This window comes from Hymenobacter montanus (genome assembly GCF_014699115.1).
Taxonomy (GTDB): Bacteria; Bacteroidota; Bacteroidia; order Cytophagales; family Hymenobacteraceae; genus Hymenobacter; species Hymenobacter montanus.
Genome location: NZ_JACXAD010000002.1, coordinates 202,557 through 223,465 on the forward strand (window position 1 = coordinate 202,557; position 20,909 = coordinate 223,465).

Annotated in this window: 17 protein-coding genes; 11 read left to right on the forward strand and 6 right to left on the reverse strand. The window is 58.9% G+C overall.

What is annotated here, in order from left to right:
- The first annotated feature begins 113 nt into the window (after nucleotides 1-113).
- The 6 genes from IC235_RS02580 to IC235_RS02605 all read left to right on the forward strand — a co-directional run bounded on the left by IC235_RS02580 (nucleotide 114) and on the right by IC235_RS02605 (nucleotide 5,772).
- Complete coding sequence (locus IC235_RS02580) at nucleotides 114-425, forward strand: putative quinol monooxygenase (RefSeq protein WP_191003600.1); 312 nt, start codon at nucleotides 114-116, stop codon at nucleotides 423-425.
- A gap of 177 nt (nucleotides 426-602) precedes the next feature.
- The gene (locus tag IC235_RS02585) at nucleotides 603-1,295 is read left to right on the forward strand and encodes a type 1 glutamine amidotransferase domain-containing protein (RefSeq protein ID WP_191003601.1); all 693 of its coding nucleotides are present in this window, start codon (nucleotides 603-605) and stop codon (nucleotides 1,293-1,295) included.
- Nucleotides 1,296-1,405: 110 nt separating this feature from the next.
- A complete protein-coding gene (locus IC235_RS02590) occupies nucleotides 1,406-2,317 on the forward strand; it encodes a type 1 glutamine amidotransferase domain-containing protein (protein WP_191003602.1) in 912 nt (303 codons plus the stop codon).
- Between the two features lie 68 nt (nucleotides 2,318-2,385).
- Nucleotides 2,386-3,357 (forward strand): gluconolaconase, encoded by a 972-nt coding sequence (locus IC235_RS02595; RefSeq protein WP_191003603.1) that lies wholly within the window; start codon nucleotides 2,386-2,388, stop codon nucleotides 3,355-3,357.
- Nucleotides 3,358-3,719: 362 nt separating this feature from the next.
- Nucleotides 3,720-4,499, forward strand: a complete 780-nt coding sequence (locus tag IC235_RS02600) for a nucleotidyltransferase domain-containing protein (RefSeq protein ID WP_191003604.1) — start codon at nucleotides 3,720-3,722, stop codon at nucleotides 4,497-4,499.
- A gap of 190 nt (nucleotides 4,500-4,689) precedes the next feature.
- Nucleotides 4,690-5,772, forward strand: a complete 1,083-nt coding sequence (locus IC235_RS02605; RefSeq protein WP_191003605.1) for a DNA polymerase beta superfamily protein — start codon at nucleotides 4,690-4,692, stop codon at nucleotides 5,770-5,772.
- Nucleotides 5,773-5,929: 157 nt separating this feature from the next.
- Here the strand turns inward: IC235_RS02605 and IC235_RS02610 are convergent, their stop codons facing one another.
- Both IC235_RS02610 and IC235_RS02615 read right to left on the reverse strand, forming a co-directional pair.
- Entirely contained in the window at nucleotides 5,930-7,042 is a 1,113-nt protein-coding gene (locus tag IC235_RS02610; protein WP_191003606.1) for a leucine-rich repeat domain-containing protein, read from the reverse strand.
- Between the two features lie 111 nt (nucleotides 7,043-7,153).
- Entirely contained in the window at nucleotides 7,154-8,617 is a 1,464-nt protein-coding gene (locus tag IC235_RS02615; protein WP_191003607.1) for a leucine-rich repeat domain-containing protein, read from the reverse strand.
- Nucleotides 8,618-9,053: 436 nt separating this feature from the next.
- Here IC235_RS02615 and IC235_RS02620 point away from each other — a divergent pair, with 436 nt between their 5' ends.
- The 4 genes from IC235_RS02620 (at nucleotide 9,054) to IC235_RS02635 (ending at nucleotide 12,808) form a co-directional block, all read left to right on the forward strand.
- On the forward strand, nucleotides 9,054-9,971 hold the full coding sequence (locus tag IC235_RS02620) for a TIGR01777 family oxidoreductase (RefSeq protein WP_191003608.1): 918 nt from the start codon (nucleotides 9,054-9,056) through the stop codon (nucleotides 9,969-9,971).
- A gap of 12 nt (nucleotides 9,972-9,983) precedes the next feature.
- The gene (locus tag IC235_RS02625; RefSeq protein WP_317173518.1) at nucleotides 9,984-10,520 is read left to right on the forward strand and encodes a GbsR/MarR family transcriptional regulator; all 537 of its coding nucleotides are present in this window, start codon (nucleotides 9,984-9,986) and stop codon (nucleotides 10,518-10,520) included.
- Nucleotides 10,521-10,989: 469 nt separating this feature from the next.
- The gene (locus tag IC235_RS02630; RefSeq protein ID WP_191003609.1) at nucleotides 10,990-12,081 is read left to right on the forward strand and encodes an SRPBCC family protein; all 1,092 of its coding nucleotides are present in this window, start codon (nucleotides 10,990-10,992) and stop codon (nucleotides 12,079-12,081) included.
- Nucleotides 12,074-12,808: a class I SAM-dependent methyltransferase gene (locus IC235_RS02635; RefSeq protein WP_191003610.1), complete on the forward strand. Its 735-nt coding sequence runs from the start codon at nucleotides 12,074-12,076 to the stop codon at nucleotides 12,806-12,808. The genes IC235_RS02630 and IC235_RS02635 overlap by 8 nt, the downstream gene beginning before the upstream one ends.
- Nucleotides 12,809-13,232: 424 nt before the next feature.
- Here IC235_RS02635 and IC235_RS02640 read toward each other — a convergent pair whose 3' ends face one another.
- Nucleotides 13,233-14,894, reverse strand: coding sequence for a zinc-dependent metalloprotease (locus IC235_RS02640; RefSeq protein ID WP_191003611.1), 1,662 nt, complete (start codon nucleotides 14,892-14,894; stop codon nucleotides 13,233-13,235).
- Between the two features lie 889 nt (nucleotides 14,895-15,783).
- Entirely contained in the window at nucleotides 15,784-16,227 is a 444-nt protein-coding gene (locus tag IC235_RS02645; protein WP_191003612.1) for a carboxypeptidase regulatory-like domain-containing protein, read from the reverse strand.
- Nucleotides 16,228-16,911: 684 nt separating this feature from the next.
- Here IC235_RS02645 and IC235_RS02650 point away from each other — a divergent pair.
- Nucleotides 16,912-18,663, forward strand: a complete 1,752-nt coding sequence (locus tag IC235_RS02650) for an SBBP repeat-containing protein (protein WP_191003613.1) — start codon at nucleotides 16,912-16,914, stop codon at nucleotides 18,661-18,663.
- Between the two features lie 341 nt (nucleotides 18,664-19,004).
- Here the strand turns inward: IC235_RS02650 and IC235_RS02660 are convergent, their stop codons facing one another.
- Nucleotides 19,005-19,847 (reverse strand): DUF6671 family protein, encoded by an 843-nt coding sequence (locus IC235_RS02660; RefSeq protein WP_191003615.1) that lies wholly within the window; start codon nucleotides 19,845-19,847, stop codon nucleotides 19,005-19,007.
- Nucleotides 19,848-19,873: 26 nt separating this feature from the next.
- A complete protein-coding gene (locus tag IC235_RS02665) occupies nucleotides 19,874-20,833 on the reverse strand; it encodes an L-threonylcarbamoyladenylate synthase (RefSeq protein WP_191003616.1) in 960 nt (319 codons plus the stop codon).
- Between the last annotated feature and the right edge of the window lie 76 nt (nucleotides 20,834-20,909).

Genomic DNA, 20,909 nt, shown 5'->3' on the forward strand with positions numbered 1-20,909 from the left:
AGACGGATAATCCATAAATTTATTTATCCGACGTGATAAAACGCCTTATTTTTCTTTGGCAAAATAGGGCCGGAACTTTGAGTATGCCCGCCCCTCAGGGTTGGTCAAAGATCATGAAAGAAGACCCTCGCATCTGCTTGACCGTGCACTACTGGGCGCAGAGCGGCCGCAGTGCCGAAGTAATAGCGTTCCTGCGTATGGTCGCGCTTGGCAACGCCCAGGAGCCTGGCATGCTGGATTTTCAGGTATACCAAGCCGAATGCGACCCGCACCGCATTCTCGTCTACGAGGTCTTTGTCGATCAGGCCGGGCTCGATGCGCACCGGGCCAGCGACCACTACGATACTTACGTGCGCGGTGGGGTCTTCCCGCTGCTGCGCGAGCGAACGGTAGAGGCTTACCGACCGGCCTTTTACCAGCCATAAAATTCCTTATAGCAACCCATAAAACACATGATTTTAGGGTCGTGCAGGCGGCTCGTAGGTTTGTTCCGTCAAAGCACCGGTTGGGCAATTGATTAGCTGCGTTGGGGACGCCCGACGTGGCAGCAGCTCCCCAGTGCCCTTGCAGTTTTTCCTTTCACACCTTTACAACTCTTCGCTATGAGTTCCGCCCGCGTATTGTTTGTCGTCACCAGCCACGGCCAGAAAGGCGACACCGGCCAGCCCACCGGCTATTACCTGCCCGAAGTGGCGCATCCCTGGGCCATTCTTACTGATCTGGGATATGACATTGATTTTGTCAGCCCCCAGGGCGGCCAGCCGCCGGCCGATGGGGTCAACCTCACCGACCCGGTGAATGCCCGTTTCGTGGCCGATGCCGTGGCTCAGCAGAAAATCAACAACTCCCTCACCCCAGCCCGCGTGGTGCCCAGCCGGTACGCGGCCATTTACTACGCCGGCGGCCACGGCACCATGTGGGACTTCGCCGAAAACGAGGAGCTGGCCCGCATTGCCGGCCACATCTATGACCGGGGCGGCATCGTAGGCGCGGTTTGCCACGGCCCGGCCGGGCTGGTCAACATCCGCCTCGCTAACGGCGAGCTCCTGGTTAAGGGCAAAGTGGTATCGTCGTTTACCGACGAGGAAGAGGCAGCGGTGAAACTCGACCACGTAGTGCCTTTCCTGCTCGAAACCCGCCTCAAGGAGTTGGGAGCCATCCACCGCAAGTCGCCCAACTTCCAGGCGCACGTAGAGGTGGCGGAACGGCTGGTGACCGGCCAGAACCCGGCTTCCGCGCCGGGGGTGGGGGAAGCCCTGGCGAAGCTGCTGGCCCAAGTGTCGGTACCGGCTTAAGTACCCTCCATCGGGCGCGAACGCCGGATAAGCAGGCCGCCTGGTACGGTTTAGTTATGATTGCCGGGCCGGTTGTTCCGACAACCGGCCCACTACCACCTATTCCTTTCATGAAAAAGCTATTGTATTTGCCGGGCCTGCTGCTGTTGCTGGTGGGTTGTTCCGGTTCCGGGGTGTCCGACAGGGGTGGGGCGGCTAAAACGACGGCTACTCCTGTGAGTGCCAGCGCTAAAGGCCAAGTGTTGGTGGTGTTGTCGAGTGCGCGGGAAATTGCCTTGCGCGATGGCAAAACGTACCCCACCGGCTATTACCTCAATGAGCTAATGACGCCCGTCGAGGCCATCATCAAGGCCGGCTATGAGCCGGTGTTTGCCAACCCCCAGGGCAACGCGGTTCCGGCCGACGAGCATTCCTTGTCGGCGGACTACTTTGGCAAAGACACCAGCCGCTACCGCCGCATGCTGCAGCTGCGGGCAAGCCTGCCGCAGCTGCAACGCCCCCGGCGGCTAGCCGAGGTAGTGCAAGATGGGCTAAGCACCTACCGGGGGGTGTTTTTCCCCGGCGGCCACGCCCCCATGGCTGACTTGCTCAGCGACCCAGCGGTGGGCCAGGTGCTGCGGTACTTTCACGCCCAGCACCGGCCGACTGCTCTAATCTGCCACGCGCCCATCGCGCTGCTGGCGGCCAATCCGAAAGCCCCGGCGTTCCGGGCGGCTTTGGTGGCTAACAAGCCGACGCAACGCTTGGCCGAGGGCTGGCCTTACCGGGGCTATCGGATGACGATCTTTTCCACCAACGAGGAGCAAGTAGCCGAGGGCGGGCAGCTCGGTGGGCGGATGCTGTTTTACCCGGAAGCTGCCTTACGGGCCGCGGGCGGCCAGGTCCAGATTGCCCAGGAGTGGTCGGCCAACGTGGTGCAGGACCGGGAGCTGATTACCGGTCAGAACCCGTTCAGCGACGACCGCTTGAGCCAGCTCTTCGTGGAGGCACTCCGCGCCGAACCTGCTTCGGCGGGCCTATAAAAAGTAAGAATTCAGCTGCCGGCTGACTGGCAGCGTCGCTTCTCAAAAACTTCAGTACCCTCAGAACCATGAAATTTCACTCCCGTCAGTGGCTGGCAGGCTTCGCCTTGCTGTTCAGCAGCGCCGCCCACGGCCAGTCCATCCCGTTTTCGTCTAAAGAGCTTTACCCGGAAGGCATTGCGTACAACCCCGCTGCCAACGCCTTTTTCGTCAGCTCATTGCACTATGGCACCATCGGCCAGGTAGACCGCCGCGGCACCTATAAACCCATTATCCAGGATGAAGCGTTGGTATCGACCACTGGGCTGGCCGTGGATGCCAAGCGTAACCGGCTTCTAGTATGCGTGGCCGACCCCGGCGTCTCGACCCGAACGGACCAGGCCACGCAGGGCAAGCTGGCGAAGCTGGCCATCTATAGCCTGAAAACCGGCCGGCGTACCGCCCTGATTGACTTAGGCAGCCTGGGCGCGGGCGGCCACTTCGCCAACGACGTGGCCGTTGCGCCCGACGGAACGGCCTACGTCACCGACAGCTTCTCGCCCCAGATCTGGCAGGTCACTCCCGCGGGTAAAGCGTCGGTGCTGGTGCGCAACGACGCGTTTGCGGGCGAGGGCTTCAACCTCAATGGCATTGTGTACCACCCGGCGGGCTTCCTGCTGGTGGCTAAGTCGAGCGATGGCAAGCTGTTTAAAATTGACCTGCGCCACCCCGAACGCCCCGAACCCGTGGCTACCGCGGCCTTGCCGGGCGTTGATGGGCTCGTCCTTAACGACCGCAATGAATTGCTGGCGATTCAGAACGGCAGCGACAGCGGCCAAATTAGCCAGCTTACTACGGCCGACAATTGGGCTACGGCTACCGCGCAGGGCACGGCGCGCAGCGAAAAGACCTTTCCGACCACCGGCAGCTTGGTGCAGGGCCGCTATTACGTCCTCAATGCCAAGGCGAACGAGCTATTTGACCCTAAGGCAGTCCGCACGTCGGATTTTCTAATTCAGCAAGTGCAGTTTGGTGGTAATGCTTCCGGCCGCACCAATTAATAATCCAACATTTTCTAAGCGGCGGTTTGCCTTAGCTGCTGCAACAGTTGCTGCCCTAGAACTTAGAACCTAGAACTGAGAACCTCGCCTTTTTAGCCCCAAGCTGGCTCTTTTTTCGGTCTAAGAGGCTATTTGAGTACCTAAAAACGGTCATGCTCGATCTGGCGTCCGCTGGTCGAAGCAGGACGTTCAAAAGTGATTTTTTATTAACTCAAACAGTTTCCAAGTTCTAAGCTCTAAAAGCCAGTGGAGCCAGACTGCTTGGTGATGCGGTTATTTTTTGCGGGTACTTAGCCAGGGCCAACAGGGTGGGGCAGCGGCTCGGGGTACTTTTGTGGAGTCCGCCGCAACCTACACTGCTTATGCTCCCCCGAATCCAGACGGCTTTGGCCGAACTTGAAACCACCCGCAGCCTCCGCATCCTGTACGCCTGTGAGTCGGGCAGCCGGGCCTGGGGCTTTCCGTCGACCGATTCCGACTACGACGTGCGCTTCGTTTATTGCCACCCGGCCGACTGGTACCTGACGCTGGACGAAAGCCCCGACACCCTCGACTTTGCCGTGAACGATGACCTGGACCTGGCCGGCTGGGAGCTGCGCAAGGCCCTGCGCCTGCTGCGAGGCAGCAACGCCGCCCTGTTTGAGTGGCTGCAGTCGCCGGTGGTGTACCACGAGGCGCTGGATTTTCGGGCCCGGCTGGCGCCCCTCTTGCCGGCGGCCTTCAGCCCCAGAGCCGGCCTGCACCACTACCTGGGCCAGCTCCGGCGCGGGGTAGCAGAGGACCTGGCCGGGGAAGAAGTACGGCTGAAACGGCTGTTCTACGCCCTGCGCTCGGCCCTGGCCGCCCGCTGGATTCGGGAGCGCGGCACCCTACCCCCCATGGCGCTGGCGCCGCTGCGGGCGGTGCTGCCGGCCGCCTTAGGGGCTGAGGTCGACCAGTTGCTAGCCGCCAAAGCCACGGCCGACGAGAAAACGCTGGTGCCCGTGCCGTTGGCGCTGGCCGAGTTTCTGCGGGCGGAATTTGCGGCCGGGACGGCGGCGCGCGACACGCTGCCGGTGCCCCGCGCCGGCCACGTGGCACCGGCGTTGGACCAGGAGTTCCGGGGTTTATTGAGTGAGGCATTCAGTTCGTCGCAGCCCTAGCTCTTCCCACAGCTCATTATGCCGTTCGGAGCGTTTGGCGGGCATCGTTGGGAAGGCCGTTGATTGCCAGCACACCCGAGCGGGTTCATTTGGGCTGGCTTGCTGCAGCATCGGCTCGGCAGAACCGCGCTTTATACATTTACGGCTACCGGGGCATTTTACAACGTTTACTGCTGCCCGGGCATTTCGTATGACCATTGCCGACCTGCGCCGCCAGAACCTTATTCTCTTCGAAGCCATCAGTGGCAGCCGGGCGTACGGGACCAACTTGCCGCATTCCGATACCGACCTCAAGGGCGTGTTCGTGCTGCCCGAAGACCAGTTTTTCGGGCTTGATTACGTGCCGCAGGTAGCCAACGACACCAACGACGAGGTGTTTTATGAGCTGCGCCGCTTCGTGGAGCTGTTGCTGAAAAACAACCCTACCGTGCTCGAGCTGTTGGGCACGCCCGCCGACTGCATCGTTTACCAGCACCCGCTGTTCGCGCTGTTTCAAGGCCCGGCTTTCCTGTCCCGGCTCTGCCGCCAGAGCTTTGCCGAGTACGCCGTGGCGCAAATTCGTAAAGCCAAGGGGCTGAACAAGAAAATCAACCATCCCGAGCCGCCGGCCCGCAAATCGGTGCTGGACTTTTGCTACGTGACAGTGGGAGCGGGGGCCCAGCCGGTAGCCACCTGGCTGGCCCGGCAGGGCTACGAAGCCGCGCGCTGTGGCCTGGCTAAAGTGCCGCACCTAACCGACTTGTACGCCCTGTTCGTCGATGCTACGCCCGAGCGCGGCCACGGCTACCGGGGCCTCGTGCGCGACCCCGAGACCTCGCAGGACGTGCTGCTTTCTGCCGTGCCCAAAGGCGAGGTGCCAGTGGCATACTTGTCGTTCAACCGCAATGGCTACAGCACCTATTGCCGCGTGTTTCGCGAGTATTGGGAGTGGGTGGAAAAGCGCAATGCCGAGCGCTACCAGAATACCGTACAGCACGGCAAAAACTACGACGCTAAAAACATGCTGCACGTGTTCCGCCTGCTACAAATGGCCGAAGAGATTGCCACTACCGGCCAGCTGCACGTGCGCCGCCCGAACCGGGAATTTCTGCTGCAAATCCGGCGCGGCGAATTTGACTACGCCGACCTGGTGGCCGAAGCCGAGCAACTGGTCGAGCGGGTCGAAGCCGCCTTTGCGGCCTCAGCCCTGCCCGAAGCGCCGAACCGAGCTGCGGCGGAAGAGCTCCTGCGCCGGGTGCGCCGCGAGTTTTACCGCCGCTCAGCGCCGGGCTAGCCCAATCCGAACCCGGCAGGGGCGTTTTTTATGGGTTCGAAAACTCCTTTACTCAGCAGCCCCTGATAGAATAAAAGATTCATTACAATCCTTTACTCGTAAATAACGACCATAAGCCACCACTGAGATTGTTGGTCTGCAAGTAGTACAACTTTGGTTAATCCAAATCCACGAGTAACTCCAGCCCTTGCTTGCGGCGTAAGGCCGGGGGAATATGGCTCAAAGGGTTGCGACGAGCATCCAGCCGTTTGAGTTGGGGCAAGGCCGCTAAGCTCTCGGGTAAGGTTTGCAACTGGTTATCAGCGCAATCGATTTTTTCTAACTGGTGTAGCTGGCCCAAGCCTTCCGGCAGGGATTGCAGGTGGTTAGAAAAGCACGAGAGCGTTTGCAGGTTGTGTAACTTTCCCACGCTTTCCGGCAGGGCTTGCAGTTGGTTATCCGCGCAAATGAGTTCTCGCAATTTAGCTAATCCACCCAGGCTTTTAGGCAGGGTTTTCAGTTGGTTAGAAGAACAAATGAACCTTTTCAGATTGTGTAATCCGGCTAAGTTTTCGGGTAGGGCTTGTAGTTGGTTACGAGCGCAATCGAGTAGTAGCAAGTTATGTAACCCACCCAGCCTTTCGGGCAGGGCTCTTAATTGATTGGAGTAGCAAATGAGCGAGTGCAAATTGTATAAGACTGCCAGGCTTTCCGGTAGGGCTTGTAGTTGGTTACGAGCGCAATTAAGCTCTTGCAACCTGTGTAACGCGCCTAGACCTTCGGGCAGGGCTTGTAGGCGGTTCCGAAAGCAAATAAGCCTTTGCAAGCTGTGCAGTTCTCCCAGGCTTTCGGGCAGGGCTTGCAGTTGATTCTTAGCGCAAAAGAGTTCTTGCAAATGCCGCAGCTTTCCCAGGTTTTTGGGCAGGGCCTGGAGGTAGTTCTTATAGGAATGAATCCTTCGCAAGTTCTGCAACTCTCCCAGACTTTCGGGCAATGTGGTAAGTTCGGTTTCTATCTCCAGTTGGGTAAGTTGGAATAGCTCAGTAAGGCCAAAGGCATCCAGCATAATGCTAGTGCTCCTAAAAGCGAGTTGGTAAAGGGGTAGCAAGCTGCCCAAATACTGTTGGAAAGCGGCTGGATTGCCTAACTCCTCGGCTAAAAGCAAGGCGTACTGAATATTATCCTCTTCTCCTGAGCGCACCAACTGGATCAGTTCGGCTACCTGACCGGCAAGGGTGTCTGAGCCGGAAAGGGAATCCTGATCGGAAGGAGACGTTTTGTCAGGAATCATAGCTAGGCTGATGAGTTCATATACGGATGAGTTGATCGCCCCTGCCTTCAATCCTTCATTTTCTCCCTGCGGGGTGGTCCGACGTTTCGGTGAGGGGGCTTTAGTCGCTTATCACTTTCGTTGATCTACCAGTAATTTCAATCCTGGCTTTTGACGTAAGGCCGGGGGGATATGGGTGAGGGGATTGGCACGGGCGTCCAGCCGTTTGAGTTGAGGCAATGCGGCTAAGCTTTCGGGCAGGACTTGTAGGTTGTTGTTGTGACACCTGAACTCCTTCAAATTGTGTAATTCTCCCAAGCTCTCCGGTAAAGCTTGTAGCTGATTAGCAGCGCAATAGAGCCATCCCAAGTTTTGTAGTAACCCGATGCTTTCGGGTAAGGATTGTAGCTGGTTAGAAGGGCAGAAGAGCAATTGCAACTGGTGTAGCTGGCCTAAGCTTTCCGGCAAGGCTTTCAGTTGGGTATTCTCGCAAATGAGCTTTTTCAATTGATGGAGCTGTCCCAAGCTTTCCGGCAAGGCTTGTAGTGGGTTATTACTGCAATTGAGCCATTCTAGGTTGTGTAACGCTCCCAGGCTTTCCGGTAAGGAGGTCAATTGGTTAAATACGCAATCAAGTTCTTTCAAATTTCGTAACGCTCCCAGGCTTTCGGGTAAAGCTTGGAGCTGGTTACCAGCGCAATTGAGCCATTGCAATTGGGGTAGCCCGCCCAGGCTCTCGGGTAAGGCTTGTAACCGGTTGGAAGCGCACTTGAGCGATTGCAAGTTGGGGAGCTTGCCTAGCCCTTCGGGCAGGACTTGTAGCTGGTTAGAATCGCAATTGAGCCATTGCAGTTGGGGTAGCTCGCCCAGGTTTTCGGGTAAAGCTTGTAGTTGATTATTCTCGCAATAGAGCGCTTCTAGGTTGGGTAGCTGCCCGATGCTGTCCGGTAATGCTTGTAGTTGGTTATCAGCGCAATGAAGCCATTTCAAGTGGGATAGCTCGCCCAGCCACTCGGGGAGGGCCGGTAGCTGGTTGTGATCGCAATAAAGCAATTGCAGGTTCTGTAGCTGCCTTATGCTTTCCGGTAAGGCTTGTAGTTGGTTACGAGAGCAATGGAGCCATTCCAAGTTTTGAAGCTGTCCCAGGCTTTCGGGCAGGGCTTGTAATTGATTACGAACGCAATCGAGCCTTTTCAGATTGTACAATCCAGCTATGCTCTCGGGCAGGGCTCGTAGTTGGTTATTATAGCAACTGAGCTCTTGTAAGTTATATAACTCCCCCAGGTTTTCGGGCAAGGCAGTAAGTTTCTTTTCCGGAACCTTTAGTTGGGTAAGTTGGAATAGCTGAGTCAGGGCCGGGGCATCCCACTTCTTTCGCCGGCGCCCAAAAGCGAGGTGGTAAAGGGGCAGCAAGCTGTCCAAGTATTGCTGGAAAGGGGCAGGATTGGCTAATTCCTTGGCTAAGCGCAGCGCTCGTTGGATGTGAGCCTCCTTCCCCGAGCGTACTAATTGGATCAACTCGGCTACTTGCCCGGCGAAGGCGGTTGAGCCAAAAGGGGAATCTTGCGCTGAAGGAGCTTCTTGATCGGGAGCCATAGGGAGAAAGAGCGGGCGAACCGTGAGACGGCTACAAGCTACCACCAAGATACTCGTCTACAAGCAACTTACCACTTTGATCAATCCAGCGGTAATTCCACTCTTGGCTTGCGGCGGGTAAGCTGGGGGAATCTGCGTAAGGGGATTCTTAACAGGTATCCAGGCTTTTGCTTTTCCCCTCCCAACTCCCTGCCCATCGACTAGTATAGTAGGTTGAGGCCCCAGCCGGAACGACCTCAAGTACCGATTGGAAAACGACAATGGATAAAAGATAAGCCCTGCGTAACAACTCTCAGGAATCGCTGCAACTCCGGTCGGCTAAAAAAAATGTATCACAAGTTTCAATAATTATTGAAACTTGTGATACATTTGACCCGTCTAGCGGGAACAAGCCGGAACCGGCCGACTGGTTATCACCCTAAGCGAGCAGGAGCGTATGAACAAGCCCAAAATGGTTATCGCTGGTGGCAATGGGTTCCTGGGTGCTCACCTCCGCGCTCACTTCACCCGCCTGGGGTACCGGGTGGTCGTCATCAGTCGGGGTGGGGCGGCGGGGCCCGCTAACTTCCACTGGGATGCCCGCACCCTGGGCCCCTGGGCCGCTGAGCTGGAAGGAGCGGCCATCCTCGTCAACATGGCCGGCCGCAGCGTCGACTGCCGCTACAGCGCGGCCAACAAGCGCGAAATCATCGCCAGCCGCGTGGAGAGTACCCGCGTGCTGGGCCAGGCCGTGGCCACCTGCGCTACGCCGCCGCAAGTCTGGGTCAACTCCTCCACAGCCACCATTTACGCCGACACCCGGGGCGACCAGCCCGCCAATACCGAAGCGACGGGCGTTATCGGAACAGAATTTTCGGAAGGAGTGGCCACGGCCTGGGAAGCCGCGTTCGCGGCCGGTGCCACGCCCGGCACCCGCCAGGTAGCCTTGCGCACGGCCATCGTGCTGGGGCGCGACGGCGGGGCTTTTCCGGTGATGGCCAAGCTGGCCAAGTGGGGCCTGTGCACGCCCCAGGGCAGTGGTCAGCAGTGGGTGAGCTGGCTGCACGTAGCGGATTTTTGCCGCGCCGTGGAGTTTCTGGCCACCCAAACCGACGAAGCGGGCGCCTTCAACCTGTGCGCGCCGCACCCGCTGCCGAACCGGGAGTTCAACGCGCTGCTGGGCCGTCGGCTGCGCCCGCTCGTTCGCCTGCCCCAGCCGGAATGGCTGCTGGAGATCGGGGCCTTCTTGCTGCGGACCGAAACTGAATTAATCCTCAAAAGCCGCAAGGTGTATCCGCAACGGCTGCTGGCCCTGGGCTTTGAGTTCCAACACCCCACCTGCGCGTCGGCCCTGGAAAGCCTGCTCGGCGCCTAACCTACCTGCCTCGTGAATCCGACCGACCACATTCCGCCCGTACTCACCCTGGCCGAGGCCAAAGCGCAGTTTGTGCACACCTGGGGCGTATCCGGGGCGAACTGGGGGGTGAGCAAGACCCTGGCCCAGGTGCACGCCCTGCTGCTGGTGAGCCCCGGCGCCCTGAGCACCGAAGACCTCATGGAGCAGCTGAAAATCTCGCGCGGCAACGCGAGCATGACGGTGCGCGAGCTGCTCGATATGGGGTTGGTTTATAAGGAGCTACGCCCTGGCGAGCGCCGGGAGTACTTCATCGCCGAAAAAGACATGCTGCAGGTTACGCGCTGCATCATCCGGGTTCGTAAGCGCCGCGAGCTCGACCAGATGAAACGTTCGCTCGACCAGCTGGCTAACCTCCCCGGCGACCCGGCCGATGCGGAGTACCGTGCCTTCCACGCCACGCTCACGGATATTCAGCAGCTCGCCACGGTGTCGGACAAGCTGCTCACCCGACTCATGCAGGCCGAGCGCAGCTGGTTCTGGGACAAGTTTATCAAGCTCTTCACGTGATAAAACGCACTGCCCGGCCCCGGCCATGAGCTTACGCGATAAACCAGCGAAAAAGACCCGCTCAGGTCAGCAATGCCCTGGTGGAACAGGGGCTTAGGCTGGGTAGACAGTTGCTAAACAAACGGTCCGTCGGAGTTGGTCGACGCCTCGCTCCCGACCGATTGAAACCCCATCGAAGCAGGAAAGATGCTGTGACCAGCTTCGCAGATATCCCTTTTACTACTTTTTACCAACTGACCAAAGACCCTGGCGGGGCCGGCACGGTATTGTTTTAGTGTCGGAATACCCGGGCTATCCGTGGCCATCGTGCTTTTCCCTGACGGATTTCCATTCCCGATGCTGGTAATGGGCTTCGCGTTGGGTGAGGTAATTCTGGTAGGACTTAGTAGAGGGATGTGAATTAGAGGAACATGCCCGGCGGTCGGCTCGGCCGCTATTTTTTCAGTCCAAGTAGTTATTCTGCTGAATTATGGAGCCTTTCGCGCAACACCCCGACCCCGATCCCTCAGATCCCCGGCCCACAACCCCACCGCCCCCCGGCGACGCTGACCCTCATGCCGTAAAATCATTTGCCTCTTGGGCAGAGCTACGCGCTAACCCCTGGGCCTGCGCCGTCCTGGCCGTTCTCGCCACCGGTTTGTTAGGCTGCGGCCTGATGTGGCTGTCGGTGGGCCTTTACGAATCGTACAGCTGGGTAGTGTTTTGCCTGTCGCCGGGCATCAGCAGTTGCTTGGCGGTCATGCTGAACCATTGGGCCCGGCCGACGGCTAGCCGGCGCCTCTGGTCCGTGGCAGGGGCTGTAGTGGGGGTGATGGCCGTCGCAGTGTCGCTGCTCCTGCTGCTCGCCTCCGGGGGCGAGGGCGTAATCTGCGTGCTGATGGCGTTGCCCTTTGCTATTGTTATCGCCCTGCTCGGGGCGATGCTTGGTGAAGTACTGGTGAGCGCGGCCGGCCCCACACGTCCGCTGCCCATGCTCATGATCGTGCTGCTCTACCCGGCGGCCCAGGAATACGAGGTGCGCCACCCCGAGCCGGCCGCGCCCCGGCGGGTAACCACCCAGCTCACCGTAAATGCCCCGCCCGCCGCTGTGTGGGCCGCCCTGCTGCAGCCGGTGGACTATCCGGCCGCCACGGGCTGGTTTCGGGCGGGGGTGGTATACCCGACCCGCACCGCCTTTGCCCTGGATACCGCCACGGGTCGGCCCACGCTGGTGTGTAATTACTCGCAGGGCAGGGCCCGCCTGCCGGTGGTGGACTGGCAGCCGGGCCGCTCGCTCACGTTTGCCGTACCCGCGCCCGACATGCCGGCGCCCATGCGCGAGCTGAGCCCGTACCCACAGATTCACGCGCCGCACTTGCACGGGTACTTTCAGGTCGACAGCGGCACGTTCCGGCTGCGGCCCCTGCCGGGTGGCCGCACGCTGTTGGAGGCCCGCACGGTGTATCGCCACGCCATTGGGCCCCGCGCTTACTGGGAGCTATGGTCGGATTACCTGCTCGATGCCATGCACACCCGGGTGCTGGCTACCCTGAAAGCTAAAGCCGAAAACGCGCATGACTAGCCCGGTAACCGCGGCCCCGGCGCCGCCCCGCTACCAGCCGGCGCAAGTACGGGCGTTGTTTGATGCGATGGCCCTCACCTACGGCTGGGGTGGGTGGCTCTCGGGGGGCTTGCTCAAACGCTGGCGCCGCCGGCTGGCCCAGGCCCTGCGCGGGCCCGCCACCGGCCCCGTTTGGGTAGTGGACCTGATGGCCGGCGGGGCCGACCTCTGGCCCGCGCTACACCAGCGGTTCGGTCCCCGCCTGCGCTTGGCCGCCGTCGATTTTTCGGCGCCCATGCTGGCCCGGGCCGCCGCCCACGGCGCCGGTGGGCAACTGGACCTGTACCACGCCGATGCGCTGGCTACGCCGCTCCCGGCCGGCCAGGCCACGGTGGTTACCTGCGCGTTTGGCCTGAAAACCCTGTTGCCGGCCCAATACCCGGCCCTGACCGCCGAGGCGGCCCGTCTGCTGCGGCCCGGCGGCGAAGTCGCCCTGGTAGAGTTCGTGCTGCCCGACTCCGGTTGGCGGCGCCGGCTTGCTCAGCAGTACATGGCCCTGCTGATGCCCCTGCTGGGCTGGCTGCAGCCCGCGGCCCGCGTCCACGCCGAACTGCCCCTCTACGCCAGCGCGGGCCCTGATTGGCCGGCACTAGGGCGGGCGTTGCGGCAGATGGGCTTCCGGCAAGTGCGGCAGCGGCGCCTGTGGCCCGGCTACGCGGTGCTGATAACGGCTGTCAAACCCGGATAATGAATTAATTAACCGATGATTACACCACGCGAGGTACTTTCCTACTGGTTCCGGCGGCCCTGTGGGACTGGTCGTAGGCGATGTCTGGGGCGTTGAGTTGCCATCTCGCCCGACCCGAGCGAGGTGCCGTTCCCGGCCGAGGTCAGGCGGTTGCGGGGGCCTCGCAACCGGTCTCGTTAGGGGGCAGGGCCAGAGTGAAGGCTCCGAAGTGAGGGCTCCGACCATCCCGCAACCGACTTGGGGTTTGAGGTTAGGCCACGTACAGTTCATCAAACGAATACTTGATTAAAAGCATAAAAGCAGGGCCAGCGTTTTTCCGGCTCTGCGCGTGCTTTCGTTAGGCAGCTCTAGACCGCATGAAAAAGCTCCCGGTTTCGCAGGAGCCTTTTCGTTTGGGCCAACCCGTAACAATCCCGGGTGTTCCTTACTCGGTTTGGATGGCCAGGCGTTGCACGAAGTGTTGTCCGGCGTTGGTGGTTTCCACTACGTACAGGCCCGGCTTCGACAGTTGCTGCTGCAGCCGGTAGGTGGTGTGCCAACCGGCGGCGTCGCGTCGTTGCCCAAGCTGCTCCAAAGCCACTGCTTGCCCTTGGCTATTGCGCACGGTGGGCGGCTCGGCGGGCAGAGCCGGGGAGAGGAGGGTAAACCCGGTGGCCGGGGCCGGGTTGGGGTAGATCTGCAGCCCGGTGGTGGCCGGGGCCGGGCCTACCTCCGCCGCCTCCCGGAGTTCGGTACTGAAATACTTGGTCATCGCGTTGCTGCCGCAGCTATTCGTTACGGTGAGGGTGACGGCGTACCGGCTATTGGGCTGGAGGAACAAGCCATTGAGGCACACTTTGCCTACCATTCCGCTGCCCGACCCAAGTACCCCTGGGCCCACGGGCTCGTTAAGGCTGTCGACCGGCGTAAGCGAATACTGGTAGCTGGTTTCGGCAAAGCTGCCGCGGCCGTCCAGCACCACGGGGCAAAACAACTGGGCCTTTGGGCCGATGGGCACGTATTCCGGCATGGTAAAGAAGGCGTTGGGCGGCTGACAGCCCCCGCAGCTATAGTAGTCGTAGTAGTCGCCAATCAAATTCTCCAGGGCCGTGCTGATTTGGCACGGGGTCATGGCGAGGTGCTGCCCGTAGTCCATCAAGTTATTACCTTCGTCGGGCCTGATCCCCCCGGGCGTATCGGCACAGTTGTCGCCCGAGAACGGGTGGGCCAGGTTGAGCAGGTGTCCAAGCTCGTGGTTTAGCGCCGCGCCAAAGCTCCACGCTACATCCGGGTCAACCCCGTTGTTGCGCGCCCGGCTGATGAGGTGCACCCGCCAGATATTGCCTAGCTTGATCCAGTTGTTGTTGATTCTAAAGCCGAGGGCGGCGGCCCCGCCTGTGTTGTAAATCCAACGGGGGGAATCCGGGGTAATGGACGGCTTGGTTACCTGACCCATCAGAAAGACGTTAATCTCATTGGTTTTGTTTATGCCAAACTGGTTAAACTGGGCCGGATTTAGCACCCCGTCCGGGTATTGGTACCAGTCTTCCGGGTTATATCTATACAGGCTGTCGTCGCGGTGGAAGTACACCCCGCCCAGCACGTAGTTCAGTGGCTTGGGCAGATTGGGCGTGGTATTGCCCACCGGCAGCTGCATTGGGGGGTTAATCCCCATTTGCGCAATGGCTGCCGCGACGATGTCCTCGGCAAACTGGTAGCCGTTGTAGCGGGCCTCGGGCGCCAGATAGGGCAGGGGCTGCCCAACCGGACCATTGCCAGTGGTTTCCAGCCATTGGCTGCCGCTTTGCCAGTCGGCCGCGGTGGCACTGCCACCGTCATTTTCTTCGTTGAAGTTGCCCGTCCCGGAGCCGTTGAGCAGGTAGTGAATGTTAATTTTAATGAAGTACGGTGGGGCGCACGCCGGTAAGACGAGGTCCGGCGCGGGGCGCGATGGGGCGGGGTTCTTCCAGTGGGCCCCGGGGGTGGGCGCTAGAGCCCCAATGCACTCGTACGGAAGAGCGGGTTGGGACTGGGCCCGGACCGGCGAGCAACCGCCCCATGAAAGGGCCGTCAGGGCGAGCGAATAGAACAGTTGTTTGGTAGACAAAAGGGCTGTCCTACAAAGGAAAGGAGACATCTGGTAGAAAAATTTGGGTAAGAAGTTCGTTTGCTGGGTTACTAGGGTGTTCGGGTTAGCGCTGTTGCATGGGAAAGAGGGAAAAGAGGGTGAAAATGAGCTGCATACGGACGCGAACTAGCCGCCAGGACCAGCGCGCCTCCCTGGCAGAAAACAAAAAGGGCCATTGACGGCTCGAATCAGCTGCCCCGGAATAATGCAAAGAGGGGTATCGAGGCCAGGTACCCTGTCAGGTGGGAACCGCGCGGCCCCGGGCAGGATGCGCAGATGAATCCTGACCTCCACGCAACCGGAGGCGGCGACAGGGGAACGGGTAGACCGTATACCATAGGGAGCCAGTATGGACATAAGGTGAGCAGTATAGAGTGCGTACCATCATATCCTACTACTATTTACCTACCTTAAAGTTCTTCTTTCAGGTGATAAACTTTCCCACGAACTAAGCCATTGAGCAGGGCAGTAGCGAACAGAGTATCCTGGAGGGAACTGCCAGTCTGGGCCGAACGGAGTAGGCGCCTTGCTCTTGTCATGAAGCTCACTTCATCAACCCGACAACCAGCGCCACGACCAAGCCCCCTTCGTGCGGAAGCACTACGCCAGGCTCCGCAAAGCACTGCGGCGCTGGCGGCCGCTCGTGCCCTAAACCTCAACCCGAAGCGGTTCTACCGCGGGCAGTAGGAAGCCCAAACCCCGGTCGTGGCCCCACTAGCAGCGGCCCTGAATTGGAAACCGAGCTGAGCCACGCCCCAAGGCCCGCTGCCAGCCGTAGGCTACCCATACCTTCGTCCAATAAGCTTGCTCACAAAAAAGCCCCGGGCCATCAAGGCGCCGGGGCATTGTGTGGTCAAAGAAAAAAACGCTATTTGAACTTGCGGTGCACCGCCTTAAGGTCGTGCTTGATTTGTTTCTGAGCGGTTTTGCGGTAGGCCTTGAGCCGCTGCTTGCGGGCCACTACAATTACCTTGGCATTGCTGAGATTAGTAGTCGATTTTGTGATGGAGGAGTTTAGGATTAGCGTTTCATCGGCGTAGCCGGCGTAGGTCACCCGGGCTCGCAACGGCCCCGAGTGAGCGGGTACCACAAACTCAAACTCGCCGGCGGCGTTGGTCACCGCCATCTGCTTCGTGCTGGTCAGGATGACCACCGCCCCGGGTAAGGGGCCGGACGGATTGGTGATTTTGCCCGACAACACCATGCGTCCTTCCCCCCGGGGCGAAGGGCCCCGACTGCTTTTGTCGGATTGATCGGCCAATGCTTTGGTATAGGCAGCCTGGGCCGGAACCTTGCCCGCAAGAAATGACAATAAGAAAACCAAAAATAATGTACAAGCGGGGGAGGAGAAGAAACGCATAACTATTGTCGGTATTAGATTTGTCTTGTTTAACAGGGCGAATGTACATACTATATCTCTGAAATTCTACTCCCTAGCTTAATTATTCTACTAACAATTGCGAACAAGGCTTGGCGCTGGGTGAGCGGCTGATTTTGCCGCTGCGAGGACTCCAATAACCGGCTGAAGCGTCCAATCCTGGAGCTTCCGAAGCTAGCCGTTTTCGCTGCTGTTTTCCTTCGCGGCGGTTGGCCAACCTCGAATTGAAATTGCTTAAAAAGCAGCTCGGCGGTTTGTTTTAGTCTTTCGACCATTTCCCTAACCTTGCCAGCCCTGCCCCCGTGAGCAACGACGAACCAAGTAAGGCTATAATCCCGCTGGAGGGCTGATATGCCAAGCGGAATATCGGTTCTCGGCCTTGGGCTTTCCCCAGGATGCGGCTACCATCTGCCGAATGCGTAGGTCAGACCGGCGCTCGGCTGCGGTAGTAGCCGGCAAAAGCCACTTGGACCGGGGAGCGTTCAACCACCGTTTACCCTTTCGGCTGCGCATACCGGCCCGCGATGCTGATATTTGCTACCAGCCTGAGCTGCGGGTGGCCGCGTATCCTGAAAAGCCAGCCATGCTAGGGCAATCTTCCACGCTATTTCTACCTTCATGAAAACATGCTTACTCGCTGGTCTCCTCACCAGCGCGGCGCTACGGCCAGCCCAGGCCCAGACGTTTCAATGGAACCAGCCGGCGGGCGGCCCGGCGGCCGACGAAGGCCGCAGCGTGGCCGTTGATGGCGCGGGAAATGCTTACGTAGCCGGTCTGTTCCGGGGCACGGCCACGTTCGGGCCCACCGATATGGGGCAGGTTACGCTCACAAGCACGGCTCCCGCCTCGGGCACCGCCCCCACCGCCGACGTATTCCTGGCTAAGTATGCGCCCTCCGGCGCGCTGCTGTGGGCGCACCGCGGTGGAGGGCCCGGCAACGAAGAGGCCGGCGGCGTCGCCCTCGACCCCCAGGGCGGGGCTTACGTCATCGGCTCCTTCTCCGGCGCGGCCAGCTTTGGGTCGACGGGGCCGAGTACCGTGCCCGTGCTGACCAGCGCCGGCGCCGACGACATTTTTCTGGTGAAGTACGATGCGGCGGGCACCCTGCTTTGGGGCGTAAGCATTGGTAGTGCCAGCACCTCGGCCGAAAGTGGCTACGCCGTGGCCACCGATTCGGTGGGTAACGCCTACATCACCGGTGAGTTTCGGGATACGCCCACCCTGGGGGGCGGCAGCGCGACCCTCACCAGTGCGGGCAACACCGACGTGCTCATTGCCAAGTATAGCCCGGCCGGCTCGCTGCTCTGGGCCCGACGCGGCGGCGCGACGGAGGCGGACGTCGGGCGCGCCATTGCCGTGGACCGCGCCGGAGCCTGCCTGGTCACGGGGTCGTTTCGGGGCCGGGCCACGTTTGACGGCGCGGCTGGCCGCCCCCCGCTCATCGTGCGGGCCGGCTCCACCTCGGCCGACGTGTTCGTGGTGAAGTACGATGCCGAGGGCACGCCGCTCTGGGGCCGTGTGGGCTACGGGCCGGGCATAAAAATCGGCCGTGGCATCTGCACCGACCGGCGCAAGGACATCTACCTAATGACGTACTTCAACGACGCGTTGACCCTCCGCAGCACGCCCACCGACTCGGTGCAATTGACAACTACGGCCGGCAACCGCGACGTCGTAGTAGTAAAATATTCGCCCCAGGGCACCATTCAGTGGACGCGCCCGGCTGGTGGGCCGGGCCTTGACACGGGCATCAACATCGCGGCCGACAACCAGAACAACATCTACGCGCTTAGCTACTTCCAGGCAACCATCAGCTTCCCGGCCGGCACGCCCACCGGCCCGGCGCAGAGCGCGACTTCGGCCGGCTCCTCCGATGCCATCATCGCCTCGTACTCGGCGGCTGGCGCCCTGCGTTGGATCCGCCGCCTCGGCGGCCCCGCTGACGACCTGTGCTACGGCGTGGCGCCCGATAATGCTGGCAACGTGCTACTGACGGGCTACTTCACCGGTGGGCCCTTCACCGCCGACGGCAGTCTGCCGCTGTTCACGCAGCCCAGCAACGTCCGCGATATTTTCGTGGCCCGGCTCCAGAACACCATCACCAGCACCCGCCGCGCCGAGCTGGCTGCCAACCTGCGTGCCTGGCCCAATCCTACCACCGATGGGCTCCACCTGCGCCTGGCCTCGCGCCGCCCCGCCACCGCCACGCTGCTCGACGCGCTGGGCCGCCCGCTGCGTACCGTTTCGCTCATCCCCGACGGCTCTGGCCAACGCGCGGAAGTGCCCCTAGCTACTCAGCCGCCGGGACTTTACCTGGTGCGCATCGACAGCGAAGGTGCCTCCGCCACGGTGCGCGTAACCAAGCAGTAGCCTGGATTTGCTAACGTCGGTCGGGACGGGCCATTGTGCCGAGTTTGGCGACTAGTGCAGTTTTTGGGTTCGTGGACACCTGCTCTTACTTCTCCGCACTGTAGTTTGTAGCACTCCCCCCAAAGGAAGTGGGTCGGTTAAGTGTAGGCGCAATCCTCCGCAATCTCGCCCCGGTGGTTGGCCCATCTCAAGCACGGCAAAGTCGTGCTTGTTCGCTCGCAGGCGGAATAAAGTCAACGGCACGTCAATGTGGTTGTTGAGGTTACCCACCACATACGCTAAACTGTATTAGCAGCTATGATTTCTCCCTTCTCATCTTAAGCTGAGAAATTTCGTTCCCGTCAAGGGTTGCAATAGTTGCAATACATCGGGTCTTCGACGGTTTTTTTATGCGGATACAATTCTTCGGTTGTGTACTGACAATACCGGCAAACGTAAATGTAGCTTACGATCGAATTGGTCGGTAAACCACACAAACTGCATGCTAATCCTCTTTTAGCATCTGTGGGTCCGAAGCCCGGCTTGCTGCATTGGGGGCAGGTAGAATTTATTTTGCTTATTAATTTATGGGTTGCCGCTTCAATTACCTTCATCCGGGAGGGGTTGTACAATGCCCTCATATCCGTTTCAGCGTAGACGGAATTAGAGATATTTATCAGGCTATAAAATGCTTTTTTTAATTGTTTTACATCCGTAATGCCTTTAATAACATCGTGGTTATCATCTTTTTTTCTGCGAAGGATTAGGCCGTGAGATGGGAATTGAGCGGAAAGAGCAAAATCCAAAAGCTCTTCTTCCGTTTTAACCTCTCGGCCGTTAAAGTTCGTTTCGGTACTCAATTCCCTCACTATAATTTCGAAATTATTCTTTTTGTCAATGAAAATTAGCAGCTCGTCATCGGCACTTACGAAAAACATGGAGGGGTGAGGCCCAAAAGAGCCTTCGCTTGCTACGCCCAAATCGCAATCAGCTAGTTCCATTGCCATCAGGCATTTGCGCCTGGCGGTTGCCACCGGGTCAAGCGCGCGCGCTATCTCCCCCGTAAAAGTGCCCAAGACATCAGTGTCTAAGTCTTCCGCTGCAAAGCAGCTCACTCCTAATGCTGCTTCTAACAGCGGCGCAATCACCTTTTCCTTGCGGTGCTTCGTGGCGATGACAAGTTTCCGGTTGCTGAAAAAATGCATTGGTATCTGGTGATATTAGCAGTGATTCATTTTTTGGTTGCCCGTTCTAAGCGGTCGTTTATTGATTTTCCCAAGCCAACATCGGGCAAGCGCTCAGCAATAATTATATCCAGATTTAGTTTGTCTAAGAGATGCAAAGCAGCGTATAAATTAGCGGCGGCTTCTTTTAAGTCAGCATTCTGCGATAATACTTCCTGATGCACTACTTGGGGAGCATCTACTTTATCGCAAAAAAGCAGTAGGCCGATTTTTTTATCTGAAAACGATTTGATAGCCTCTTCTACATTCGCTGCCAGATAAGTAGTGGTCGTAGGCGCATAATGCCTCGCAAGCATGCCTGGTGCCTCAGGAGCAGCCTCACTCTTGTTTTTAATGGCAATAGGTCCCACTACTTTTTCTATCTCGTCAAGCGAAATTGCGCCCAACCTATACACAACCGGTTCATCGTGTTCAAATCCGATAATGGTTGACTCGATGCCATTCTGGCAACTCCCTCCATCAAGAACCATCTGGAGCTTATTGCCAAAATATTCTTCCACATGCCTTGCCGTGGTTGGGCTGATGCAGCCAAAAGGATTTGCGCTGGGCGCAGCCAGGGGGAAATTTAATTGTTCTAATAAAGCCAAGGTTACGGGATGATTCGGGATTCTTACCGCCACCGAGTCTTTGCCAGCGGTGATTAAATCAGGTACCTGGGGTTTTTTCTTTAACACCATTGTCAAAGAACCTGGCCAAAAAGTATTCGCCAACAACCGGGCTTTGCTGGGAACGTGACTAACAAATTCGTCGAGCTGATGGATGCTGTGAATATGAACGATTAGCGGGTTGAATAAGGGGCGATTTTTCATTGCAAAAATCTTGCGAACAGCTTTTTCACTGTAGATATTGCCCGCCAGGCCGTAAACAGTTTCCGTCGGTATAGCAACTAGCTCTTCCTTATTTAGAATTTCAACCGCCTTTTGAATGTCTTTGGAGATGATGTTCATTAATTTGTTTTTCTAATTCAGAGCCTGTTAAAAATCAGCGAACCCTAATGTTTTGAAATACCTTACGCGGCTTTGA